The sequence below is a fragment of the Streptomyces sp. NPDC057438 genome, from assembly GCF_042802995.1.
Taxonomy (GTDB): domain Bacteria; phylum Actinomycetota; class Actinomycetes; order Streptomycetales; family Streptomycetaceae; genus Streptomyces.
In genome coordinates this window covers 1-23757 of the sequence record NZ_JBHVDD010000121.1, presented here as the reverse complement: position 1 = coordinate 23757, position 23757 = coordinate 1, and the positions used below count along the sequence as shown (strand labels likewise).

The following is a 23757-nucleotide window of genomic DNA, read 5'->3' as shown; positions in this document are numbered from 1 at the left end:
GGCCTCGCCTCCTACGTATGGACCCGCGACATCGACAAGGCGATGCGTCTGGCCGAGGGCATCCGCGCCGGCCAGGTCTACGTCAACGCCACCGGAGTCGGCACCGGCGTCGAGCTCCCCTTCGGCGGCTACAAGCAGAGCGGCTGGGGTCGTGAGAAGGGCCTCGAAGCCCTGGACAGCTACACGCAGACCAAGAACGTCTGCATCGGATTCGGGAGTCGATCATGAGGTATCGCACGCTGGGGGAACGCGGCCCGACCGTCTCCGTCGTCGGCGTCGGCGGCAACAACTTCGGCTCCCGCCTGGACGAGGAGGGCACGAAGGCCGTTGTCCACGCGGCCCTCGACGCCGGCATCACCCTGTTCGACACCGCCGACATGTACGGCGGTTTCGGGGAGCGAGGCGGCTCCCGCGGAGACGGCGAACGACTCCTCGGCGCCGCCCTCAAGGAACACCGTGACCAGGTCGTCCTGGCCACCAAGTTCGGCATGGACATGGACGAGGAGGCGGAACGGCACGGCCCGCGCGGCGCCCGCCGCTACGTCCGGTACGCGGTCGAGGCGTCACTTCGTCGGCTCGGCACCGACCGGATCGACCTGTACCAGTACCACGAGCCGGACGGCGTCACCCCCCTGGAGGAGACGGTCGCCGCCCTCCGGGAACTGGTCGACGAGGGCAAGATCGGCCACATCGGATGCTCGAACCTCCCGGCCGAACAGCTCACCGACGCCTTCGTCAGCACCCAGGCCCGCTACCACCTGCTCGACCGCGGAGTGGAGAACGGCCTGATCCCCGCGTGCCTGCGCAACGGCGTCGGCCTGCTGCCGTACTACCCGCTGGCCAACGGCCTGCTCAGCGGCAAGTACCGGCGCGGCGAGCAGCCCCCGCCCGGCAGCCGCCTGTCCTGGCGCCAGGGCTGGCTCACCGACGAAGCCCTCGACAAGGTCGAGGCGCTCACGGCGTACGGCGCCGCACGCGGTCTGACCCTCCTCCAGGTGGCGGTCGGCGGGCTCGCCGCGCTGGCCGCGGTCGGCTCGGTCATCTGCGGTGCCATGACTCCCGAGCAGGTGACCGCCAACGCCGCGGCTGCCGACTGGGTCCCCGACACCGCAGACCTGGCCGCACTCGACGCGATCGTCGCTCCTGGCGAGCGCGTCGTCTGAAGCCCCCACCTCCACCCCAACACGCCACAGAACGAGGCTGAACACCATGCGAGACACCCAGCGAGAGGTCGTCACCTTCGACGCCTACGGCACCCTGATCGACTTCCAGCTCGGGCCCACCACCCTGAAGATCCTTGCCGACTCCGGCCGGCTGGACCTGGACAACCTGGACGTCGACGAGTTCCTGGACGACTTCCGCGTGATGCGCTTCCAGGCCGTCCTGGAGGCCTACCGCCCCTACCACGAGATTCTGCACTCCAGCCTGCGCAACGCCATGCGCCTGCACGGCCTGGAGTACCGCGAGACCGACGGAGACGCCCTCGTGGACGCCGTCCCCACCTTCGGCCCCTTCCCCGAGGTGCCGGAGGCCCTGCGTCAGCTGAAGACCAAGTACGAGATCGCCATCATCTCCAACACCGACGACAACCTGATCGCGCGCAACGTAGAGAACATCGGCGTCGAGTTCGACCACGTCATCACCGCCCAGCAGGCCGGCGCGTACAAGCCGGACCGCCAGACCTTCGAGCACGCCTTCAAGGCGATGGGCGTCGAGCCGTCCCAGGTCATCCACACCGCCCAGGGCTGGGAGTACGACCAGATCGCGACTCGCGACCTGGGCCTGAAGCGCCGGGTGTGGATCAACCGCTACGGCCGGCCTGGCAGCGCCGACTACCAGCCGTACGACGAGCTGCCCGACCTGTCGGGTCTGCCGAAGCTCCTCGGCTGCTGACCCACGGCGCACCGGCTACACAGGACTGGAATCACAGAGGACGCACGCCATGAAGCAGATCCCCTACTGGCTGGACACAGCTCCCGCCCTGCGCGACCGTTCCGGGAAGGACCTGCCCGGCTAGGCGGACGTGGTGGTGATCGGCGGCGGACTCACCGGCCTGTCGACCGCCTACCACACCGCCCGCAAGGGTGCCCGGGTCGTCCTCGTCGAGAAGGACCAGGTCGGCTCGGGCGCCTCGGGGCGCAACGGCAGCATGTGCACCCAGGGCATCACCATCAGCCCCGCCGAGGCGCGCAAGCGCTATGGACAGGAGCGGGCCCGCGAGCTCATACGACTCCTTCCGCGAGGCGGTCGACGTCGTCGAGGAGCTGACACAGACGGAGAGGATCGAGTGCGACTTCAACCGCTCCGGCCGGCTCGGCGTCGCCTTCACGCCGCAGCACCTCGAGTCCATGCGGGCCACCCAGCGTGACCTGGCCGAAAACTTCGACCACGGGACCCACCTCCTGACCCGCAGCGAGCTCAATTCGGAACTGGGCTCGGACTATTACCACGGCGCTCTGCTCGATCCGCTCAGTGACGCCTTGCACGTGGGCAAGTACGTCCACGGCCTCGCCGAGGCCGCCGAATGCGCCGGCGCGGAGATCCACGAACGCAATGCGGCCACCAGCCTCACCCGCCTGCCGGGGGGCGGCTTGGTGGTCGACACCCTCAACGGCACGATTCGCGCCCGGCCATCCACCGGTACTTCTTGCCGATCCGTTCGCCCTTGTGAGACTCGCGCGAACCGGACCTGTGTGCACGGGGCGTGTCGAACTCGGCGAAGAGCCCTGGTCACTCCAAGTGGAGGAGGCCGCGCCTGCACCTGATCGGCTACGGCGACTGGACCGATCCCGCCTCTGCCCCCTCAGCGGCGCGTCTCAGTGTGGGCATGAGGCGGAGCGCGTTGTCGCGGTTGATGCCGCGACGTTGGCGGTTGGTGAAAACGGGGTCGGTCTCGATGGCGGGCACCGTGAAGTCGGTGATGATGTCGGCGGAGGCGGCCGGCCAGTCGGTGCCGAAGAGGATCCGGTCGGCACCGGCGGTAGCCACCAGAGTGCCCGAGGGGGCCAGCGGGCCCGCCGTGTCGTAGTAGAAGCGGTGGAGGTAGTCCTGTACGCGGGCAGCATCCAGGGGTGGGGTGCAGAAGGCGCCGAAGGCCTTCATGCGGGTGGTGATCTGAGGGAGGAATCCGCCGGCGTGTGGCAGGACGACCGACAGGTGCGGGTAGCGGTCGAGTGTCCTGGTGCGGATCAGGTTCACGGCGGCGCGCGTGGTGTCCAGCAGGAAGTCGCACATGAAGTTCGGGATTCCGGGGACGGTGGGCACGCCGGGTGGTCCGCCCGGGAGGTCGAGCGGGTGGGTGACAAGGACTGCGGCGCGTTCGTCGAGTTCTGCGAGGAAACGGTCGTACGAGGGATCACCGAGGTAGATGCCGTTGTAGTTGGCTTTCACGCTGACTCCCACCGCACCGAGCTCGTCGAAGGCGCGTTGCAGAGCCCACGTGGTCACTTCGGGATGGTCCAGCACAGCGGGGACGAGGATGGCGAAACGGCCCGGGTGCAGGGCCACCAGGTCGGCCAGGGCCTCGAAGACGACGGTGAGGCCTTCCCTGGCCTGCGCCGCGGAGCGGTACCGGTCCTGCATGGTCGGGTTGAGGACCGCGGTTGCGATTCCCACCCGGTCCATCATCGCCAGAGTGGAGTCCAGGTCCCAACGCGCCCACCACGGCAGTTCCTGCCGCCGCACCAGGCCCTCACGCTCGGCCCAGTCGACCCATGCCGGAGCGGTGAAATGGTGGTGGACGTCAATCCTTGCCCGGCCGGCGTCAGCACCGCTCTCCGAGTCTCGCGGCACAGGTTCCTCCCCGGCCAGAGCGCTGGCCCCGCCCGTTGCGGCGACGGCGGTCGCCACCGCCCCACCGGTGATCAGCAGACTGCGCCGACTCATGGCCTGGGTCGATTCCGACATCCGCGTATCCCATCCGTAGCGCCATCCGGCTTGTCGCACCACGATGGCCCGGCGACAGGCCCGTGATCAGCACGGCATGCCCTGTTCCCGGCCGGTTACCTCGGACGGACGCGGTCCAAGAGGCAGGACCCTCGCCAGTTCCCGCCGCCGTCCGGTTTCAGGACGGACACCCCGCGCGGACCGCCGATGGGGGAGCCCAGGCCTGCCATGCGAGTGCCATCCTCTACACAAACAGCAGGTCACAGCCAGTACACCGCATCCCCTGTGCGGCTTGGGGGTAGGCCAGCGGCACTCGGATCGCCAAGGGCGGAGCCAGCCGAGATCGAACGGTTCGGGAAGACGAAGATGTTGTCCGCGCTGCCTCGGGAAGAAGCTCCGGCTCCGCGTAGGTCGGCGGGCATACAACGCCTGGTGAGGAACCCACGACGCGGACGCAAGAGGGCGGATGAGCCATGCCCACCGCAGTCCGCATCCTCAGCGCAACCGCCGCCTGCTGCGCCTGTCCCTACAACTGTGGTGGCACCCGTACTGGAACACCGCCCGCTCGGTGCCGGCGGCGCGCACCGGACTGCGGCAGACCCGTGCCCGGGGCACGGGCCCTCAGCCGATTACACCTCGGTAGAGGCCGCCGCGCCGCGACGCCGCGCTGCCGTCAGAGCGGGGATGTCGGGTGGCCTACGGCGGGGGAGGGGCGGGTGTGCTGTTTCTGCAGGTGGACGACGGAGCCTGGACTGCTTCGTGCCGACGTTGACCAGCACGTAGACGTGAGGCTGCCGGTCGGGTAGGACGTCGGAGAGGACGCTACGTACCTGGAGGTAGCCCTCCGCTGCCTCGATGACGTCGGGGTCGGACCACGTTTCCGGCATCGCGCCGTGCTTCTCCAGAGCCCGCGCCTCCGGTCCGCGCGGCGCAACTCATCCAGGGCGCGCCGGGTGAGAACGGTGGTGATCCAGGCGCCAGGGGTTCTTGATGGTGTGCGGGACCTCCGGGAGGATCTTGGTGATTGCCACGTCGTTGCGGCAACGCCGGCCGACCGGCGGTTTCTGCCCTGACAACTAAGACGTCGTGCCTCGGACGCGAAATGTGAAACAGCAGGTCACAGCTGATCGCCGGGCACTCCACTGTTCGATCCATAGGCGGCGGGACGGGGAAGTCGACGACGGCGTCGCCTTGTCCACCGAGCTGTCGCGGTGGCCCGGCGGCCGCGCCCTGTACGACCCCCACCGCGGCGAACCCCGCACGCCCGGCCCGGAAGTGGTGTGCCGCTTCTATTACTCCGGCGACACACGCTGACCGTCACCCCGACCACGGGCCCGAGGACCCCGACCCACAGGGCCGACCACGGCAGGTCAGCGCGCTGCCGGCGGGGGACGGCACCGGCTACGGTCTGCCTGCGAAGGGCGAGATCAGCGCGAAGTACTGCCCCGCACCCGATGAACCGGACACCGGCTTCATCGACGCCTTAAGCATCAGCTACGTGGCGAGCCGGGGAACCACGGGTAGTGAGTACGGCCTGTACAAGGTCGACATGGGACCGCAGACCATGGGCGCCCAGGAACACTTCCACCGGACGATCTCGGAGTCCTTCTACGTCCTCTCCGGCGAGGTCCAGTTCCACAACGGCGAGCGCTGGACCAAAGGTCGGCCGGGCGACTTCCTCTACGTACCCGCCGGCGGCCTGCACGCCTTCCAGAACGACGCCGACGCGCCACTGTCCATGCTCATGATCTTCTCGCCGGGCGCGCCCCGCGAGGAGTACGTCGAGAAGGCCGCCGAGTACGCGGAACGCAACCGCGAAGAACTCAAAGCCTTCCAGGCGCGACACGACACCTACTTCACGGACATGCCCGGCGACTAGATACAACCCCACGCGAGGGCCTGTCAGATCACGGAGGGGCCCTCGGCGCTGGCTCAGCCGACAGGCAAGGTCACGGGCTTGCTCCCCTGTGGCGACTGCACGCGCGGGGCCCCTCCTCGTCGGCCAGTGGGCTTGTGAGGCTGACCTGTGGGACCCGCAGCCCGGACACCACGGGCCCCGGTCGCACCGTCCAACGATGCCGGGCTTCTCGTTACCCGACAGCGTGGCCGATGAGTTTGTGGCTCCCGGCCGGTCCAAGCTCGTGACAGCCCAGGAAAGGACACCGCCATGTCGGAGCTTCTCGTCGACTTCATCACCTCCCTCGACGGCTACGCATCGGGAGAGGGGTGGCCCGGGTTCTGGGGACTCGAGGGCCCGGAGTACCTCGCGTGGCTCGGCGAGCAGCCCGAGGCCACGTACCTGATGGGAGCGAACACCTACCGCCTGATGTCGGGCTTCGCCGCGGGCGAGGTCCCGAGTGGTCAAGACGAGTTCAGGCCCGAAGAAGAGGCGTCCGTCGACGAGCTCACGCAAGCGTCCAAGGTGGTGTTCTCCTCCTCACTCGAGGAGCCACTGACGTGGGCCAACTCCACGCTCGTCCGCGACGACGCCGTCGAGGCGGTCCGTGCCATGAAGTCGAGCGGCTCCGGGCTCCTCAGCACGATCGGCAGCCTCAGCCTGTGCCGGTCCCTGCTACGAGCCGGACTCGTCGACCGCTTCCGGGTAGTGCTGTTCCCGGTGATCACCGGGGCCACGGGCGAGGAACGCATCTACGACGGCTATCCGGACGTTGCGCTCGAGATGACCGAGCACCGCACCTTCGACGGCCGTATCCAGCTGGTCGAGTACAAGCCCCGCGTGCTCGAGCACCCGCCGCTCGGCGTCCCTGCGTGACGTCGCCCCGTCCGCCGGTCTGGACGACCGCCAGGCCGGCGCCGACGGGCGCGGTGCAAGACCTGACAGGGGGCGAACGGTTGCCGTCAGATCGACTGCACTCACCGTGTTCCCCGGCGAACTCGCCCACCGCGCACGGCACATCGAGCTGGCCGACGAGCCCCCGCCGCAACACCTCCCATGTCTGGGGCTACCTTCCCGGCCCCTTCTCACTCCGCCCGCGCTCGGATCACGCGTGAGCTATCCTCCGCGCATGCGTGGACAGTTCACCGGCTGGCCGGAGCAGGCCATGGACGTGTTGTGGCAGCTCCAGGGCGAACCGAGCCACACGACCCGCGAGCGCTACCGCGCGGACCGCGAACGCCTGGTCCGGCAGCCGATGATCGCTCTGCTCAACGAGGTCGCGGACACCGACCCCCGGTACGAGGACTTCTCCGTCTGGCACTACCGCACCGACTCCTGGTGGTGGCAGCACCAGGGAGCGGTGATCCGCCTCGGCCGCAAGATCGAGATCGGACTCCGGTTCGATCTGGACGGCCTGCGGATCCAGGGCGCCTGGTGGTATCCCGATCCCGGCCAGGTGGAGATGTTCCGCATAGCCGTGGCCTCCGAGGGGAGCGGCCGTGAACTGTCCGCCATCGTCGAGGACGTGCGGAGAAAGGGCTACGACATCTCCGGGGACGTGATGAAACGCCCCCCGCGCGGCTACCCGGCGGACCACTCCCGTACGGACCTGCTGCGCCACCGTTCGCTGATCGCCGCCCGTCCCCTCGGCTGCGGGGAGTGGCTGCACACCTCCGAAGCGGTCGACCGGGTCCTCTCGGCCGCCGCCGACCTGGACGCCCTGCTGATGTGGCTGGTCCGCCACGTGAAGCGCGCCACCTGACATCACGAGGGCGCCCGCGGCAGGGGAGGAACCACACCTGTTTGGATCGGGCGGTCGCAGGAGGAGATCACGCGGGCGCGCGCTTTGGTGGGTGATGGCTCAGCCGCATGTCCGTGTCCAGCGGCGTTCTGTATAACGGGACGGTGTCTTGCATTGACGAGAGGGCGCGTGACCTCCATAGTGCTGTGTCTGACCCTCCGGGTTCTGGTCCGACGCCAGGTTCGGAAGCATCCGGAGTCCGATCCGACGCGCCGCGAAGGGGAGATCGGGAATGAAGCCAGATTCCGCGACGACTCTTGCGGGCGAGTTCATGCTGGCCGTGTACCTGGACGGACAGGGGCGTGTTCCCAGCTATCGCACCGGTCTCGACTTCGGACTGAGCGGTGCGATGCTGATGGAACTGGCTCTGGACGGCTGCATCGACACTGTTGACGGACATATTGTCGCCGCCCGTGCCGCCCGTGCCGCCCGTGCCGCCCGTGCCGCACAGCCGCGCGACCGCGTACTCGGTGAGGTTCTCGCGCGGATCCAGTCGTCGCGCAGGCCGCGCACGGCAGCGCAGTGGGTCAGGATCCTGAGCGCCGACGCGCACAGGCGTCTCGCGGCCGAGTTGATCGCTGACGGCGTCCTTGTCCGCAGGCCGCGGCGGTTGTCCTTGCCGACCGATCCGGCTCGTCGCTACGACGTCCTGCGCGGGGAGCGACCGGGTGCCGCGGTCCGGTCATCGCGCAGTGGCACTGATGATCGCTCCGCCGCGCTGACCGCACTGGCGACTGCGTGCGCGGTGACATCCGGGGACCAGGACGGGAGCGAGTACGAGGCGGCGGTGCGGTCCCTGGGACCGGCCTGCGCCCAGATCCTGGCCGCGGTCGCCGCGTGCGTGTGGCCCGTAGCCCTCTGCTCCTGGGCCTGAACCGCCGCCTCGGCGCCCTGCCATGGCGGAGCGGAAATCGGCGCGGCCCACCGATCAGCCAGGTCGGACGACCTCGCGGAAGTCCGACTTGCGGATCTTCCCGTGAACACCCTTCACGCCATCGACGACTTGGGAGACGGCGAAGTCGCCTGCCGCGCTGAGGTACGCCATCGCCAGATGGCGGTCGAGGCCGTAGTCGGTCGCGAGCAGGTCCAGCGCGCAACGCACGCAGTCGCGCATCGCCTCGTTCAGGTCCTCGTCCAGGCCGATCGGCACGAGGTAGTCGTCCGTCTCGGCGAACGGGGCGACGCGGCCGTGGCCGGGGCGCAGCGCCGCACCGCCCGGCACCACTTCGAGCTTCACGGTGGCGCGCAGCGACGCCTCGAAGGCCGTCAGGGCGACCTCGCCATCGCCCTGCGCGAAGTGGGGATCCCCGAAGTAGACCAACGCGTCGTCGACCTGCACCGGAAGGAACAGCGTGGCGCCCTCGCCGAGCAGTGAGACATCGATGTTGCCCCCGTGGCGCCCCGGCGGGACCGAGTGCGGTCGCTCGAACCCGGGCACCGCCACGCCCATGACGCCGAGGAACGGCCGTAGCGGGAAGCGCAGTGAGCCGCGGGAGGAGTCCGTCGGGTCGACGGCCATCCGGCCCCACGCACCGTGGCGATCCGCGTGTGCCGTCGCGAAGGTGACCACGGGGCCGGGAAGCGACGGCATCTCGCCAGGAAGCGCGCCGAAGCCGTGGCGTGCGGAGACCATGCCGTACGGGACCCGAGGGGTGAGGTCGAGGACGGTCACGGCGAGCAGATCGCCCGGCCGGGCGCCGGCCACGGCGATCGGTCCGGTGACGAGGTGCGGCCCGTCGTCGTCGAAGTCGTGCGGCATGCCTGAGTCCGCCACCTGCTGGGCGTCGTCGAGCACATGGCCGCCGCTGACGCCGTGACGGCCGAAGAACGCACGCGGATCGCGGCCCTGGTCCTCCAGAACTCCCTCGTGGCTGATCGTGTCGACGGTGATGACGGAGCCCGGTTGCACGACCGCGCACGGGGAGTCCGCCTCGCACGGGAGGCGACCCCACAGAGTGTTCCCGGGCGTGGCTGGGACGTAGGTCGTCGAGGCGATCACTCCGTGATGGGGCTGGAGGACCGGGAAGCCGGTCGCGCCAACGTCGAGCAGGGGAGAGTCGGTCACGGTCATGGCCCACCTTTTTCTGTAAGTGATGGCCCCGACGCTAGGAACGCCCTGTTGCCGTGGTGTTTCACCTCTGGGGCGACGCGGTAAAAGCGTCTCGTATTGCAATACGTCATCTCGGAAAAGGGAATGATGGGTGGGTCCGGAAGAGGGGACGGTCACCCCGCGCAGCACTGCCGGCGCCTGGCGTGGTGCCTCGTCCGGCAGTCGGAAGGCGCATCGAGAAGGGCCCCGTCCGGTCTTCGGACGGAGCCCATCGTCGTGCCTGGAGGCGCTGCGCGCGGCGGTGGTGGCCTACGACGTGATTCGTCGGCCCGGGCGGGCGGTGGACGTGCCCGCCCGCCGGCCCTCAGAGGTCGATGACGAGCCGGTCGCCCTGGCAGCGGCCGACGCAGATCATCATCGTGCGCCCGGCGAGACGTTCCTCGTCGCTGAGCACGGAGTCGCGGTGTTCGGGTGTCCCGGCGAGGACACGCGTCTCGCAGGCGCCGCAGTATCCCTTCTCACAGTCGTAGGACAGACCGCTGACGGCATCGCGCAGGACCTCGATGAGGCGGCGGTCGGCCGGCACGGTGAGCGTGACTCCCGTGCGCGCGAGCTGGACCTCGAAGGCCCGGTTCTCAGCGGCGTCGAACGTGGTCTCCGGTTCGTCGCCGACGGCGAAGCGCTCCAGGTGCAACCGGTCGGTGAGATCCAGCCGGGCGCATTCCCGTTCGACCGCCGCCAGCATCGGCGCCGGCCCGCACGCGTAGACGGCGGTGTCCGGGGCCAGCCCGCCCAACAGCCGGGGGAGGTCCGGCAGTCCGGCCTCGTCCTGTGGGAGCAGGGTGAGCGCGTCGCCGGCGATGGCGGCGAGTTCGTCTGCGAATGCCATCGTCGAGCGGGTACGGCCGCCGTACACGACGGTGAAGGGCGTGCCGCGCCCGGCGGCCTCGCGGACCATGGCGAGGATCGGGGTGACACCGATACCGCCGGCGATGAACAGATACGACGGCGCCCGCAGCAGCGGGAAGTGGTTGCGCGGTCCGCGTACCGAGAAGGTGGCTCCGGGCCGGGCGAGTTCATGGAGCTCGACCGATCCGCCCCGGCCCTGCGGCTCGTGAAGGACGCCGATGCGCCAGGTCGTGGCGTCGGCGGGGTCGCCGCACAGCGAGTACTGGCGCAGCCTGCCCGAGGGCAGGCGCAGCTCGACGTGCGCGCCGGGCCGCCACGCGGGCAGTTCGCCGCCCTCCGGCAGGCCGAGGTCGACGGCGACGACGCCGTCGGCCGCCGCGCGGACCTCGGTCACCCGCAGCGGAGTGGGTGTGGTCAGCGCCCGGATCGAGCCGGTTGCCGCGGCCGTTCGGGGGCCGGGCGTGAAGACCGCCGGGACCGCGTCCCAGCCGGACTGGTTGCCGCGCGTCGGGTAGGGAACGAGCCCCTCCTCGATCACCCGGTAGTCGGGCAACCTGGTCAGGACCTGGGTCATCATCGCGCGGAACATGGCCCGGGCGAGGTGCGCGCCGACGCACCGGTGCGACCCGATCCCGAAACTGAGGTGTCGGCCGGCATCGCGGTCCAGTCGTACCTGCTCGGGGTCGGGGAACACGGCGGGGTCGTGGTTGGCGGCGACCCACGGGATCAGCACCCGGTCGCCCGCGTGCATCGGGCAGCCGCCGACCTCCGTGCCCCGGGTGACCGTGCGGGCCATCGACTGCGACGGTGCGAACGCGCGGAGGAACTCCTCGGTCGCGGTGTCCAGCAGACCGGGGGATTCGATCAGCTTCCGGCGCTGCTCGGGGTGGCGAGCGAGGTGGACGAGGGTCGATCCCGTCAGGGAGGTGGTGGTGTCGACGCCGCCGGCGATGAGCAGGCCGATCACCGACACCAGTTCGTCCTCGCCGAACTCGCCGCCGTCGTCGCGCCGGCCGGCCACCAGCGTGCTGACCCCGTCGGACCTCGGCTCGGACCGGCGCTCGGCGATCAGCTCGCGGATCCGCCGGTCCATGTAGGCCAGTCCTGCGGCCCCCCGTGCGGCGCGCTCGCTGCCGGCCGGGGCGGCGAAGATGTCGTGGATCGGTCCGGCCAGCCTGGCCCAGTCCTCCTCGGGGAAACCCAGCCAGTCCAGGGTCACCGCGGCCGGCAGCGGATTGGTGAGGTCGCGGACGAGGTCGCAGGAACCGAGCTCGACGAAGTCGTCCACGACGCGGGCGGCGTGGCGCTCGATCATGGGGACCAGATGCTCGACCGCCTCGGGGGTCAGCAGCGGGTTGATCAGTTTTCGGTACGCGGTGGAACTCGGCGGGTCGAGCTCGATCGGGTACTGCTCCAGCCCGGGTCCCTTGGGGATGACGATGCCGACTCCTTGACCACCGTGGTCGCTGCGGGCCGAGGAGAACGTCTCGTCGTCGCGGGCGATTCGGGCCACGTCGGCGTATCGCGTCGTGTAGTGGAAGCCGCCGTGTGCCGCGGAGCGGCCTACCGGGCAGGCCTCACGGAAGCGCGCGTAGTAGGCGACCGGGTCGGCGTTGGCCTCGTCGGAGTGGTGATCGAAGTCGATGTCGATGTCGAAGTCGGCGGACATGGTGGGCACGCTCCACGTGCTCGGACCTGTGCGCGGTGTTGTCCGGCCGCGCCACCGGATGCCGGGTGCTCATCGGCGTCGGCCACCCTAAGGTGTCGCGCCGCCTGCGACAACGTCCCGTGGGCGATGGTCAGAAGGTCAGCACGGCTTTGCCGACCGAACCGGACCGGACCGCCGCGACGGCCTCGTTGATCTGCTCGAACGGGAAGTAGGTGATCATCTTCTCTACCGGGAAACGGCCCTTGGCGTTGAGGTCGAGCAGTCGCGGCAGGAACAGCTGCGGCAGGCTGGACCCGCCGATGATGCCGGTGACGGTGCGCCCGTTGAGGATGCTGCGCCACTCGAAGCTCATCGACTCGCTGGGGCCGATACCGATGACACCGGCGCGACCGAGCGGCCCGAGAGCCTCCACGGCGGTGCGCAGGACGTCCTCCCGCCCGGTGGTGTCGATCACGAAGTCGAATCCCTCGGGGACGAGGGCCGCCAGCTGCTCGGCGGTGTTCCCGACCGAGGAGTCGACGGTGTGTGTGGCTCCGAAGCCGCGGGCCGCTTCGAGCTTGGCCGGGTTCACGTCGACGGCGGTGACGACGTCGCAGCCGCTCAACCCGGCGGCGATGAGGGCGGCCACTCCGACAGCCCCTGCCCCGAACACCGCGATCGACGAGCCGGGGCGCGGCTGCAGCACGTTGAGCACGCCACCGGCTCCGGTCTGGAAGCCGCAGCCGAAGGGGCCGGCCCGCAGCAGGTCCAGTGACGGGTCGATCCTGACGACCGCCCGCTCCGGTGCGACGACGTGGTCGGCGAAGGACGACTGGCCGAGGAAGTGGGCATTGACCTCCCGCCCCTCGTGGGTCACCGCGGTGGAGCCGTCGGGCCTTCGGCCGGAGAAGTTCACCGCGTCGAAGCCGCGGCAGTAGGCGGGCGAACCGGTGCGGCACAGGGCGCACGTGCCGCACGACGCGAAGGACATGGCGACGTGGTCGCCCGGACGCACGGAGGTGACGTGCGCGCCGACCTTCTCGACGACACCCGACCCTTCGTGCCCGAGCAGCGCGGGCGTGGGGAAGAAGGTGGCGAACTCGAGGTCGGTACCGCAGATGCCGACGGCGGCGACACGGACGAGGACCTCGTCGGGGCGGGGGTCCTCCAGGTCCACCTCGGTCAGGACGAACGGCTGTCCGGGCTGCTCCAGCAGAGCGGCGGTGGCACGCACGGGGCCTCCTCTATGCATCACAAAGCGAGACCGCATATTGACATGCGGGACAAGGTCGGTCAAGGTTCCCCCCATGGCGGCTGTTGACTTCCCTTCTTCCCAGCACTTCATCGACGGCGAGTGGGTCGAGGCCCGCGACGGCGACACCCTCGATGTCCTCGATCCGGCGACCCGGCAGGTGATCACCCAGGTGGCCCGGGCGGGCGCGGCCGACGTCGACGACGCGGTGGGCGCGGCGCGCCGTGCCTTCCCCGCCTGGGCGGCGACCAACCCGAGCGAGCGCGGAGCACTCATCAGGCGGTGGGCCGACCTCGTCATCGCCGAGGTCGAGGCCCTCGCGGCCATCGAGGCCCGGGACGTGGGCAAGCCCCTGTCGGGGGGCCGGACGAACATCTACATCGCGCACGGCATCGTCGACTACTTCGCCGGCGCGGCCGACAAGCTCACCGGAGTCACGCTGCCGACGCGCAGCCCCGACTACCTGGGCTACACGGTGCACGAGCCGTACGGCGTGTGCGCCGTCGTCATCCCGTGGAACGTTCCCGCGGTGCTCACCGCCGCGAACGTCGCGCCGGCTCTCGCCGCGGGCAACACGGTCGTCCTCAAGCCGTCCGAGATCGCGCCGCTGGCGCCGTTCGCCCTCGTGGAACTCGCCCGCCGTGCCGGCTTCCCGCCGGGAGTGATCAACGTCGTCGCGGGGCTCGGCCCCGAGGCGGGCGTCGCACTCACCACCCACCCGGGTGTCGACCACATCAGCTTCGTCGGCTCCACCGCCACCGGGCGGGCGATCATGGCGGCCGCCGCACAGAACCTCGTCCCGGTGAAACTGGAACTCGGCGGCAAGTCGCCGAACGTGGTCTTCGCCGACGCCGACCTCGACACGGCGATCCCCGCGATCGTCGCCTCGATCACCGAGAACGCGGGGCAGAACTGCTATGCCGGTTCCCGGCTGCTCGTGGAGGCCTCGGTGCACGACGAGGTCGTGGAACGGGTCGCCGTCGGCATGGCCGACGTCAAGACCGGGCCCTGGGAAGCCGACCTGGACATGGGGCCGCTGGTCAGTGCCGCGCAGTTCGCGCGCGTCAGCGGCTTCCTCGAGGACGCGCCTCGCGAGGGGGCGCGGCTGGTCACCGGTGGCAGGTCCACCGGCGACGGGTGGTTCGTCCCGCCGACCGTGTACGACCGCGTGGACGCGAGCATGCGCGTCGCCCGGGAGGAGGTGTTCGGCCCCGTGCTCGCCGTGCAGTCGTTCCGCGACACCGCCGAGGCGACCGAGTCGATGAACGCGACGGACTTCGGCCTGCTGGCCTGCATCTGGACCAACGATATCTCCCGGGCGTTGCGGCTGGCGAAGGACGTCCGCTCCGGGCAGGTGGCGGTCAACCAGTTCCACGACGCGGGAGTCATCGGCTTCCCCTTCAACATGCAGAAGGACAGTGGCTTCAGCCGGGGCGGCGGGTACGCGGCGCTGCGCGAGTACACCCAGGAGAAGGGCGTGGCCATCCGGCTGCTGGCCCGGTGAGACCGACACCATGGGAACGATCGCCGGGGCACGGTCGGAACCGGCCCGGGAAGGACCGGGGCCGGAAGCCTCACCTGCCGTGCTGGAGCGGGAGCTGACCGAGGCCGTGCTCGCCGGCGCCGCCCGCTCGGACGTCCTGCACGCGCTTCGTCGGGCGACCGGCCGGCAGGTGCGGCTGCTGTCCGCTGAGGGCGCGCCGCTGGCGACGACCGACGGCGGCACGGGAGTACCGGCCGCGGTGGCGGACGGCGTGCTCGCCGACGCGAGCGGACCGGCGGTCGACACGCTGGACGGGCTGCGGGCCACGGCGCTGCCCGTGCGAGCGGGGACGACGGTGGCCGGCGTGCTGCTGACCATGGGTCCCGGTGATCCGCGCGTGCGGGCGCTGGCCGGTGCCGCCGTCACCGCGCTGCTCATCGATGCCGTGCGCGCGGGGGGCGGGTCTGCCGAGGTCTCGACGCAGCTCACACCGGCCGACGTCATCGCCGCGCTGCGGTCAGGCACGGTGAGCCCCGCGGTGTGCGCGGCGGCGGCGGGAGTGGGGATCGATCTGCGGCGACCGCCGGCCGGTGCCGTACTGCACTACAGCGGCTCCCGTCCGCGTGCCTGGTCCACAGCCCTCACCTGGCTCGAGCACCCGGTGCGGCAGGAGGGGCGCACCGCGTGGACCGTGGTGCCCGACGAGGCCGTGCTCGACCGCCTGCGGAACCGGCTGCGTCTGATGACCGGCGACGACTCCGCCGACCACGTCATGGCGGCGAGCGGATCCCGTCCCGACTCGACCGTAGGCCTGGCCCGGTCCTTCACCGAGGCCGAAAGGCTGCTCGGACTTGCCCGGGCCCGTAGGGTCCCGCTGCTCACCTTCGACCGCTGCGGGGTCGTCCAGGTACTCCTGTCCCTCCCGCGTGCGCAGGTCGAGGCCTACGCCGAGGCGCACCTCGGGCCGATCCGGCAGCGACCGGAGCTGATGGCGACACTGCGTGCCTGGCTGGCCGAGAGAGGCAGCAGGCAGAGCGTCTCCGCGCAACTCCATCTGCACCGCAACTCGGTGGGCTACCGGGTGCGCCAGATCAAGAGTCTCCTGGGCACCGACCCCCTGATACCCGACGCATCGGCGCAGCTGCATCTGGCGCTCGCCGCCCTGGACCTGCTCGCCGCTGACGACCAGCGGCTGCGCCGCGACGACGAGCCGGTGCCGACCGGGCACTGAGACGCCACGTGCCGCCGTCGCGCGGGGCGGTGACACCGTCCGACACGGTGGCCCTCACGTGCCTCCGTACCCTCGCCGACCTGCGATGGCCTGGGCTGTCAGCCGTCTGAATGGGCGATACACCAATGAAACCAAGATGTTCCTCGGGAGCGTTGACAGCACCCGTCGGCGGGGGCAAAGTACCTCGCAATACGTTCCACCGCCTCGCAATGCGAGACGACAAGGATGAGGAGGCAGTGCGGTGCGAGCCATGGTGCAGACAGATCTCGGCGGACCCGAGACCGTGTCCCTACACGGTGTCCCCGAGCCGGTCCGCCGGCCGCGCGACGTTCTCGTCGAGGTCGTTCACCGCGGGCCGGCCCGCCTGAACCTGCCGCAGCGCAAGGGGCCGGGCCAGGTACCCGGCTTCCCGCTCCCGCACGTGGCGGGCATGGACGTCGCCGGGACGGTGGTGGCGACCGGGACAGCGGTCAGCTGGGTCGTCCCCGGTGACCGGGACGTGCTCGCCGCCCGCGCGACGATCGGCAAGGTCGTGATCGAGCCATGACCGACCTTCTGATCGTGGGTGGCGACGTCGTCACGATGGACCCCGCTCGACGCGTCCTCACCGGTACGACGGTCGCGGTCTCCGGGGACAGCATCGCCGCACTCGGCACGGCCGCGGACCTGCGCGCCCGTTTCCCGGGAGCGCGGGAGATCGACGCGTCGGGCTGCGTCGTGATCCCGGGCCTGGTCGACGCCCACCAGCACACCACCGTCGACCCCCTCGTGCGCAGCACGATCCCGGACGACATCGGCTCGCAGGAGTCGATCTTCGACTGGATCGTCCCGCTGCACGCCCACGCCGACGGCGACGACGACGAACTGGCCGCGACCATCACCGCGGTCGACTGTCTGTCCCGGGGCGTCACCACGGTGCTGGAACCGGGCACGGTGGCCTACCCGGAACGCGTCGCCGCGGGGCTCGCCGCCGCAGGTGTCCGCGCGCGGGTCGGCGGGTGGGGCTGGGACGCCGAGGGCGTGCCGTTCGGCGCGCCCGCCGACGAGGTGCTCGCCCGCCAGGAGGACATCGTCAGGTCCCTGCCGGCCACCGGGCCGGTCACCGGCTGGGTGACGCTCGTCGGCCACGACCTGGCGAGCGACGAGCTCTTCGTCGGGGCGGCGAGCCTGGCCGAGCGGCTCGATGTCGGACTCACCTGGCACATCTCGCCGGGACCCGCCGACATCGAGGCGTACGCCCGGCGCTGCGCGCGCCGGCCGGTGGTCCACTTCCGCGAGCTGGGAGTGCTCGGCCCACGCCTGCTGCTGGGGCACGCCGTGTGGCTCGACGACACGGAGGTCGACGCCATCCTCGAGACCGGAACCGCTGTCGCCGTCTGCCCGGGGGCCTACCTGCGTCTCGCCCAGGGGTACACGCGCGCGTCCCGCCACGCCGAACTGGTGCGGCGTGGCGGCCGGGTGGCACTGGGCTGCGACGCCCACAACGCCGGTGACGGCCCGGACGTCCTCCTTGCCGCCTACCTGTTCGCCGCCCTCGAACGCGACCGTGATCTGCCCGACCCGGTCCGCGCCGAGCAGGCGTTCGCGCTGGCGACGATCGACGGCGCCCGGGCCATCGGTCTCGGCGACCGCATCGGCTCGCTCGAGGTGGGCAAGGCCGCCGACATCGTCGTGCTCGACGCCGACGATCCCGCCTGGATCCCCCGGGGCGACCTCGCCCGCCAGCTCGTGTGGGGCCATGTCTCGCGCACCGTCCGTGACGTGCTGGTCGACGGCCGCGTGGTCGTCCGTGACCGGCGGCCGACGGGCGTTGACCTGGCGGCCGTCGCCGCGGCCGCCGCCGAACGATCCGCCGCCCTCCTCGGACGCGCCGGCATCACGCCCCGCCCCACCTGGCCCACGGAGCGGGCGGCCGACCGGTAAGGAGACCCGCCGTTGAACGTCATCGACACGTCAGGACTTGTATCGGAGAGGAATCAGGACCCACAGTCACGACCGATGGTCGCCGGCCCGGCCGACACGACCCATCAGGCTCACCTCCGACACACTCGCCTCCGACACAGGGGTCGACGCCGCGCAGTACGGCTGCTGCACACAGGTCAGCGAGGACCGCCGTCGATCACGGTCGTTCACCGATACCCGGCAGCCGGACGCCCCCCAGCCGAAGGACGCCGGGCTCGACACCGAGCACACCGCCGCGTTCACAGCGAACGTCACGACCAGCGAGACCCTCGATCACATCGAGGCGATGGCCCTCGCGCATCCACTGCGCGCCAGTGGCCTGGCCATCGCCGACCGGCGACCGCGCCCACCCACAGAACGTCGCCCCGCCGTCGTCGGCCGACAGCCCCGCCCCATGGAGTGGCGGGCGCACGGGCGAAGACCGCGGCGAACACCAGCCCTGCTTCCAGGACGCGCTCATCGCGCCCTCGGAGGCCGTCCGCATCACCACCGATCCTTCGATCACATCCTCTCCTGACCGCGTCGACCCCAACCGGGTCCGAATGGCCGGGCGGATGTCTCCCGTGGTTCGTCACCACGGGCGAGGAGCCCCTCTCCCACGAGGACCGTGTCTCCCGCGCCCGAACTCGACCGGGCCGTAGGCCCCGCCGACAGACCGCCACCCCCGACGTGATCACCGCCCCGAAGAGGCGGTGCCACCCAGCGAACGGAAGCACACAGATGACCACAAGAAGCATGCCCAGGTGTCGTCGGGCCGCGGCCGGCCTCGCCGTCGCGGGAGCCCTCGTGCTCTCCGGCTGCGCCGACAACGCGGCGACGGCCTCCAAGGCGACCCCCGCGGCGAACGGAGGCGGCAGCGACTCCGCCCTCAAGGAGCCCGACGTCAACGGTGACGGCAAGGTCGTCGTCGGTGTCCTCAGCCCCGGCGACATCAACGACCGCGGCTACTACCAGAGCTTCGTCGACTCGGCGGAGGCGTTCGCGAAGGAGAAGGGCTGGACGATCATCAAGCGCGGAAGCGTGGCCCCGAGCGACGCGCTCACCGCGGCCCGCGCGATGTGCCAGCAGAACGTCGACATGGTCGCGCTCGGCGCGAGCGAGCTCAAGACCGCGACACCCGCATCCGAGGAGCCGGTCTGCGGCAAGACGGTCTGGTACCTGCCGTCGTCGTCGGACACCGACGTCCACCCCCGGGTCCTGCTGTCCGCCGACGACCCCAACCAGTCCCTGCTCGCCGCCGGCTACGCCGCGGGCCTGAAGATGAAGGCGGCCGGCTACACCAAGGCCGGGTTCATCACCGGCAACAAGGCCGACTTCAGCGTCAACGCCGCCAAGGCGTTCCTGGCGGGGATCCGGGAGGTCATCCCGAAGGCCACCATGACGAGCACCTACACCGGCGACTTCAACGACTCGGCCAAGGCCAAGGAAGCCACCCAGGCACAGATCAGCCAGGGGATCAAGGTCATCTACCCCTACCTCGGCGGAGCGACCGACGCCGCCGCGCAGATGGCGAACGAGGGCGGCGCGCTGACGCTCACGCCGGGCACCGACCGGTGCGACTCGACCAGCCCGAAGTACGACATCTCCGTGATCTTCAGCCCGGGGGACTACTTCCGCTCAGCGCTGGAGGAGTTCGCCAAGGACAACCTCAAGATGGGCACGACGCGCGTGTGGAAGCTGGGCGTCGACCCCTACCCGACCGTCAAGATCTGCCGTCCCGAGGGCGGCGAGGCGCAGCGGCTGGACCGGTTCATGAAGAAGATCGGCACCGACAAGATCGATCCGGCGGCCGAGGTCGAGCGCCTCGGCTGACGCGCCGACAGCGACGAGGAAAGATCAGCGATGACACCGACGACCTCAGCGGTTCCGATTCTCGAGCTGCGCGGCATCACGAAGTCATACGGATCCGTCAAGGCCTGCGCCGGCGTCGACCTCAGGGTCGACGCCGGCGAGATCCACGGACTCCTTGGAGAGAACGGGGCAGGCAAGTCCAGCCTCATGAAGGTCCTGCTGGGGCTGGTCCGGCGCGATGCCGGCACCGTCCTGGTGCGCGGGGAGGAGGTCGCGCTGGACAGCCCGCAGGAAGCGGCCGAGCTGGGCATCGGCATGGTCCACCAGCATTTCAGCCTCATCAACGGGCTGACCGTGTGGGAGAACGTGGCGCTCGGCGACCACGGCAAGGTGCACAAGCAGGCCATCTGTGCCGATATCGCCGAGGTCTCGGCGCGGTACGGGCTGCCCATCGACCCCGATGCTCCCGTCGAGACCCTCTCGGCCGGTGAGCGGCAGCGGGTCGAGGTGGTCAAGTGCCTGCGGCGCGACCCTCAGATCCTGATCCTGGACGAGCCCACCTCGGTGCTGACCCAGGCCGAGTCGGAGGAGTTGTTCGCCGTGCTCGGCCGGGTGGTGCAGGAGGAGGGACGCGCGGTCATCCTCATCAGCCACAAGCTCGCCGAGATCGCCCAGGCCACCGACCGGGTGACGGTCCTGCGCAAGGGAAGTGTCGCCTTCCGGGCCGTCACCGCCGAGACCACTCCCCAGCTGCTGGCCCGGCAGATGGTGGGCAGGGAGGTGTCCCTGGGGGAGGAGGCCGCCGCCCTCGGCCTGGTGCCGACAGGCAGGAGGCCCGAGGGCGGCGGCGGTCCCGATGGGCAGCCGCCCGTCCTCCGCCTCAGCGGACTCACCGTCGAGCAAGGCGGGGTCAGACTTCTCGCGGACGTCGACCTGACCGTGGCGTCGGGCGAGATCGTCGCCCTCTACGGCGTCGAGGGCAGCGGCCAGGCGACCCTCGGTGATGTCCTCGCGGGGCTGATCCCGCCGACCGCGGGCACCGTCGAGGTCACCGGGAGCAGGGTGGACGTGACCCGGCCGGGAGCGCTCTGCGAGGCCGGTCTCGGCATCGTGCCGGAGGACCGGCATCACAGTGGCGTCGTCCTTGACATGAGCGTCGCCGAGAATCTGACGATGAAGTCGCTCGGCAAGGTCAGCGGCCGGTTCCTGTTGCGGCGGAGCGCCATGCTCGCCGAGGCGCGCCGCCTCGCCGACGAGTTCAACATCGTCACCCCGTCGCTGGACGCACCCGTGCGCAGCCTGTCCGGCGGCAACCAGCAGCGGGTCGTCCTCGCCCGGGAACTGTCCGGTGACACCCGGGTCCTGGTGGCCGCACAGCCCACCCACGGCCTCGACATCGGCGCCATCGAGGACATGTACGCCCGGCTGCGCGCAGCGGCCGACGAGGGCGTCGGAGTACTGCTCATCTCCACCGAATTCGAGGAAGTCATGGCCCTTGCGACTCGGATCGCGGTGATCTCGTCCGGGCGGATCACCGGAACACTCCCCGCCTCCGAGGCGACCCCCGAACGGCTCGGCATGCTGGTCGGCGGTGAGGTCGCATGAGTGCCGCCTCTCGGACGGATCCGGACGACCTCGGCCGACGCCTGCTCGCCCGGCTCCGGCCAGGGCGCCGTGACTGGATGACGGCGGGCCTGACCCTCGCGCTCATCGGTGGCGCCGGCGGCGTGTCCGCGCTGCTGCTCACGCTGACCGGTGCCTCGCCGAGCGCTTCGCTGACCGCGATATGGACCGGGTCCCTCGCCAACGCCACCGGATGGACGACGACGCTGCTCAACACCGCGCCCCTGCTGCTGGTCGCGGTCGGTGCGTGCGTCTGCGCGTCCGCCGGCACGTTCAACATCGGACAGGAGGGCCAGGTGCTCATCGGCGGCCTGGCCGGCGCCTGGGTGGGGCTGCGCCTGGCCGTGCCCGGCCCGATGCTGGTCGTCGTGGTGCTGGGCGCCGCAGCGGTCGGAGGTGCCGCCTGGGCCGCGCTCAGCGCCCTGATGCTCCGCTTCCGTGGTGTCAACGTCCCGGTGAGCACGCTGCTGATGACGTTCCTCGCCATCCAGCTCGTCACTTTCGCGGTCAGCACGCCGTGGGTCCTGCAGGAGAGCGTGCAGGGTGCCGGGGACATCGCCGACGCCCAGTCCAACGCCCTGCCGGCCAACGCCCAGCTCGCCGGCTTCGGGCAGTACCCCTCGCTGCAGCTCAACACGGGCCTGTTCCTCGCGGTCGTCGCCACGGTCGCGGTCGCCCTCCTCCTGAGCCGCAGCCGGTGGGGCTTCAAGGTGCGCATGGTCGGTCTGAACCCGCGCACGGCTAAGCACGCCGGTGTCAGGGTGGCCGCCCTCGGCGGTCTCACCCTGGCGCTGTCCGGCGCTTTCGCGGGACTGGCCGGAGGACTGCTGCTGACCAGCCCGGTCAGCACCAACCGGCTGCAGGCCGGACTCTCCGACAACGTCGGCTGGGACGGCCTGCTCGTCGCGCTCGTCGCCCGCAACCGGCCCCTGGCCGCTGTCCCGGTGTCGTTCGTGTTCGCCGTACTGCGCGCGGGCGGCGATTTCCTCTCGGCCACCGGCGTGCCGTCGTACCTCGTCGACATCGTCAAGGCGTTGCTCGTCCTCGCCTTCGTCGCACCGCCCGTCCTCGTCGACCTCCTCCACGGCCGTCGCGGTGCCACACTGCGGGCGGCGTCCGCCGTTTCCGTTGTCCCGACCAAGACGGAGGTGGCCGCGTGAGCGTTCTGGACAGCACCACGACCATTCTCGCGAGCGGTGTCCGGCTGACCGTGCCGTTGGCCTTCGCCGCCTGCGGTGAGTACCTGGCCGAGCGTGCCGGCGCGATGAACATCTCCGTCGAGGCGATGATGCTGAGCGCCGCGTTCACCTCGGTCGCCACCGCCAGTGCGACCGGCAGCGCCACCGTCGGCCTCGCGGTCGGTGTCCTGACCGGCCTCGTCGTCGGTTTCGTGCACGGCAACCTCTCCCACCGGGCCCAGATCAACACCTTCGTCGTCGGCCTCGTGCTGAACGCGCTGGTGCTCGGGCTGACGAGCTACCTGATCACGACCGAGCAGTTCGCCTCGCACCAGGTCGGGGTGCTGTCGATCCCGCTGCTCGAGGACATCCCGCTCATCGGCAAGCCCCTGTTCTCCGAACGCTGGCCCGCTTACCTGCTGATTCTGCTGGTGCCGCTGACCTGGTGGTTGGTGGAGCGCAGCCGCTGGGGCCTGGAACTCCGGGCGGTGGGGGAGAACCCGCAGGCCGCCGACGTCACGGGCATCAAGGTGAACGCGCGTCGTCGGCAGGCCCTGCTGTGGTGCGGCGCGCTGGCCGGCCTGGGCGGCGCGTACCTCGCGGTCGGCGAGGTCGGATCGTTCAACCAGAACATGACCGCCGGACGCGGCTACCTCGTCATCGCCGCGGTGATCTTCGGGGCCTGGCGGCTGGGTCGGACCATGCTGGGCTGCCTGGTGTTCGGCCTCTCCGACGCGATGCGTCTGGCGCTCCCCGCGCTCGGTGTCACCCTCAACGCCCAACTGCTCGTCGCGGCCCCGTATCTGCTCGCGCTCCTCGCCATGCTGCTGTTCACCACCCAGCACCGAGAACCGGGGGCGCTGGGCCGGCCTTTCGAGCGCGGGTCGACCTGACGGCAGGATCCGAACCGATTCCCTCCGGACGCACCCGATCCCTCGGACGCACCCGGACCCTTAGACGTCGTCTCATTTGGTGAGTCGGCGGTAGCAAATGAGGGTGCAGGCGATGGCGGTGAAGGCCAGGAAGTGTTCGGCCTTGCGCTCGTAG

Annotated in this window: 20 protein-coding genes and 1 pseudogene; 17 read left to right on the top strand and 4 right to left on the bottom strand. The window is 70.6% G+C overall.

Going from position 1 to position 23757, the window contains the following annotated elements:
• The 5 genes and pseudogenes from ACFU5F_RS38755 to ACFU5F_RS38735 all read left to right on the top strand — a co-directional run.
• On the top strand, positions 1 to 228 hold a 228-nt coding region (locus tag ACFU5F_RS38755), incomplete at its 5' end, for an aldehyde dehydrogenase family protein (protein ID WP_383897908.1).
• The gene (locus tag ACFU5F_RS38750) at positions 225 to 1163 is read left to right on the top strand and encodes an aldo/keto reductase (RefSeq protein ID WP_383897906.1); all 939 of its coding nucleotides are present in this window, start codon (positions 225 to 227) and stop codon (positions 1161 to 1163) included. The genes ACFU5F_RS38755 and ACFU5F_RS38750, both read left to right, overlap by 4 nt.
• Before the next feature lie 46 nt (positions 1164 to 1209).
• Positions 1210 to 1893 (top strand): haloacid dehalogenase type II, encoded by a 684-nt coding sequence (locus tag ACFU5F_RS38745; protein WP_383897905.1) that lies wholly within the window; start codon positions 1210 to 1212, stop codon positions 1891 to 1893.
• A 130-nt stretch (positions 1894 to 2023) separates the two neighbouring features.
• Positions 2024 to 2182, top strand: a pseudogene (locus ACFU5F_RS38740) (FAD-dependent oxidoreductase); the annotation flags it as partial.
• 16 nt (positions 2183 to 2198) lie between these two features.
• The gene (locus tag ACFU5F_RS38735) at positions 2199 to 2765 is read left to right on the top strand and encodes an NAD(P)/FAD-dependent oxidoreductase (protein WP_383897903.1); all 567 of its coding nucleotides are present in this window, start codon (positions 2199 to 2201) and stop codon (positions 2763 to 2765) included.
• 4 nt (positions 2766 to 2769) lie between these two features.
• Here ACFU5F_RS38735 and ACFU5F_RS38730 read toward each other — a convergent pair whose 3' ends face one another.
• The gene (locus tag ACFU5F_RS38730) at positions 2770 to 3906 is read right to left on the bottom strand and encodes an amidohydrolase family protein (protein ID WP_383897901.1); all 1137 of its coding nucleotides are present in this window, start codon (positions 3904 to 3906) and stop codon (positions 2770 to 2772) included.
• Between the two features lie 1477 nt (positions 3907 to 5383).
• On the opposite strand from ACFU5F_RS38730, the gene ACFU5F_RS38725 reads away from it, so the two are divergent.
• From ACFU5F_RS38725 to ACFU5F_RS38710, 4 genes are all read left to right on the top strand, one after another.
• On the top strand, positions 5384 to 5764 hold the full coding sequence (locus tag ACFU5F_RS38725) for a cupin domain-containing protein (protein WP_383897899.1): 381 nt from the start codon (positions 5384 to 5386) through the stop codon (positions 5762 to 5764).
• 288 nt (positions 5765 to 6052) lie between these two features.
• Positions 6053 to 6658: a dihydrofolate reductase family protein gene (locus tag ACFU5F_RS38720; RefSeq protein ID WP_383897897.1), complete on the top strand. Its 606-nt coding sequence runs from the start codon at positions 6053 to 6055 to the stop codon at positions 6656 to 6658.
• Positions 6659 to 6911: 253 nt separating this feature from the next.
• Entirely contained in the window at positions 6912 to 7544 is a 633-nt protein-coding gene (locus ACFU5F_RS38715) for a DUF2461 family protein (RefSeq protein ID WP_383897895.1), read from the top strand.
• A gap of 271 nt (positions 7545 to 7815) precedes the next feature.
• Positions 7816 to 8457, top strand: coding sequence for a GPP34 family phosphoprotein (locus ACFU5F_RS38710; RefSeq protein ID WP_383897893.1), 642 nt, complete (start codon positions 7816 to 7818; stop codon positions 8455 to 8457).
• A 54-nt stretch (positions 8458 to 8511) separates the two neighbouring features.
• Here the strand turns inward: ACFU5F_RS38710 and ACFU5F_RS38705 are convergent, their stop codons facing one another.
• The 3 genes from ACFU5F_RS38705 to ACFU5F_RS38695 all read right to left on the bottom strand — a co-directional run bounded on the left by ACFU5F_RS38705 (position 8512) and on the right by ACFU5F_RS38695 (position 13424).
• The gene (locus tag ACFU5F_RS38705) at positions 8512 to 9648 is read right to left on the bottom strand and encodes an acetamidase/formamidase family protein (RefSeq protein ID WP_383897891.1); all 1137 of its coding nucleotides are present in this window, start codon (positions 9646 to 9648) and stop codon (positions 8512 to 8514) included.
• Positions 9649 to 9997: 349 nt separating this feature from the next.
• Positions 9998 to 12211, bottom strand: a complete 2214-nt coding sequence (locus ACFU5F_RS38700) for a cytochrome P450 (RefSeq protein WP_383897889.1) — start codon at positions 12209 to 12211, stop codon at positions 9998 to 10000.
• Between the two features lie 130 nt (positions 12212 to 12341).
• Positions 12342 to 13424 carry an NAD(P)-dependent alcohol dehydrogenase gene (locus ACFU5F_RS38695; RefSeq protein WP_383897887.1) on the bottom strand — a complete coding sequence of 361 codons (1083 nt, stop codon included), beginning with the start codon at positions 13422 to 13424 and terminating at the stop codon, positions 12342 to 12344.
• Between the two features lie 73 nt (positions 13425 to 13497).
• On the opposite strand from ACFU5F_RS38695, the gene ACFU5F_RS38690 reads away from it, so the two are divergent.
• The 8 genes from ACFU5F_RS38690 to ACFU5F_RS38655 all read left to right on the top strand — a co-directional run bounded on the left by ACFU5F_RS38690 (position 13498) and on the right by ACFU5F_RS38655 (position 23603).
• Positions 13498 to 14946: an aldehyde dehydrogenase family protein gene (locus ACFU5F_RS38690; RefSeq protein WP_383897885.1), complete on the top strand. Its 1449-nt coding sequence runs from the start codon at positions 13498 to 13500 to the stop codon at positions 14944 to 14946.
• Between the two features lie 10 nt (positions 14947 to 14956).
• A complete protein-coding gene (locus ACFU5F_RS38685; protein WP_383897884.1) occupies positions 14957 to 16156 on the top strand; it encodes a PucR family transcriptional regulator in 1200 nt (399 codons plus the stop codon).
• A 250-nt stretch (positions 16157 to 16406) separates the two neighbouring features.
• Positions 16407 to 16703: an alcohol dehydrogenase catalytic domain-containing protein gene (locus ACFU5F_RS38680; RefSeq protein ID WP_383897882.1), complete on the top strand. Its 297-nt coding sequence runs from the start codon at positions 16407 to 16409 to the stop codon at positions 16701 to 16703.
• Positions 16700 to 18079, top strand: coding sequence for an amidohydrolase family protein (locus ACFU5F_RS38675; RefSeq protein WP_383897880.1), 1380 nt, complete (start codon positions 16700 to 16702; stop codon positions 18077 to 18079). Before ACFU5F_RS38680 ends, ACFU5F_RS38675 begins: the two co-directional genes overlap by 4 nt.
• A 759-nt stretch (positions 18080 to 18838) precedes the next feature.
• Complete coding sequence (locus ACFU5F_RS38670; protein ID WP_383897879.1) at positions 18839 to 19930, top strand: BMP family ABC transporter substrate-binding protein; 1092 nt, start codon at positions 18839 to 18841, stop codon at positions 19928 to 19930.
• Positions 19931 to 19960: 30 nt separating this feature from the next.
• Complete coding sequence (locus ACFU5F_RS38665; RefSeq protein ID WP_383897877.1) at positions 19961 to 21514, top strand: ABC transporter ATP-binding protein; 1554 nt, start codon at positions 19961 to 19963, stop codon at positions 21512 to 21514.
• Positions 21511 to 22692: an ABC transporter permease gene (locus ACFU5F_RS38660; RefSeq protein WP_383897876.1), complete on the top strand. Its 1182-nt coding sequence runs from the start codon at positions 21511 to 21513 to the stop codon at positions 22690 to 22692. Before ACFU5F_RS38665 ends, ACFU5F_RS38660 begins: the two co-directional genes overlap by 4 nt.
• Positions 22689 to 23603, top strand: a complete 915-nt coding sequence (locus tag ACFU5F_RS38655; RefSeq protein ID WP_383897875.1) for an ABC transporter permease — start codon at positions 22689 to 22691, stop codon at positions 23601 to 23603. Before ACFU5F_RS38660 ends, ACFU5F_RS38655 begins: the two co-directional genes overlap by 4 nt.
• The last annotated feature ends 154 nt before the right edge of the window (positions 23604 to 23757 follow it).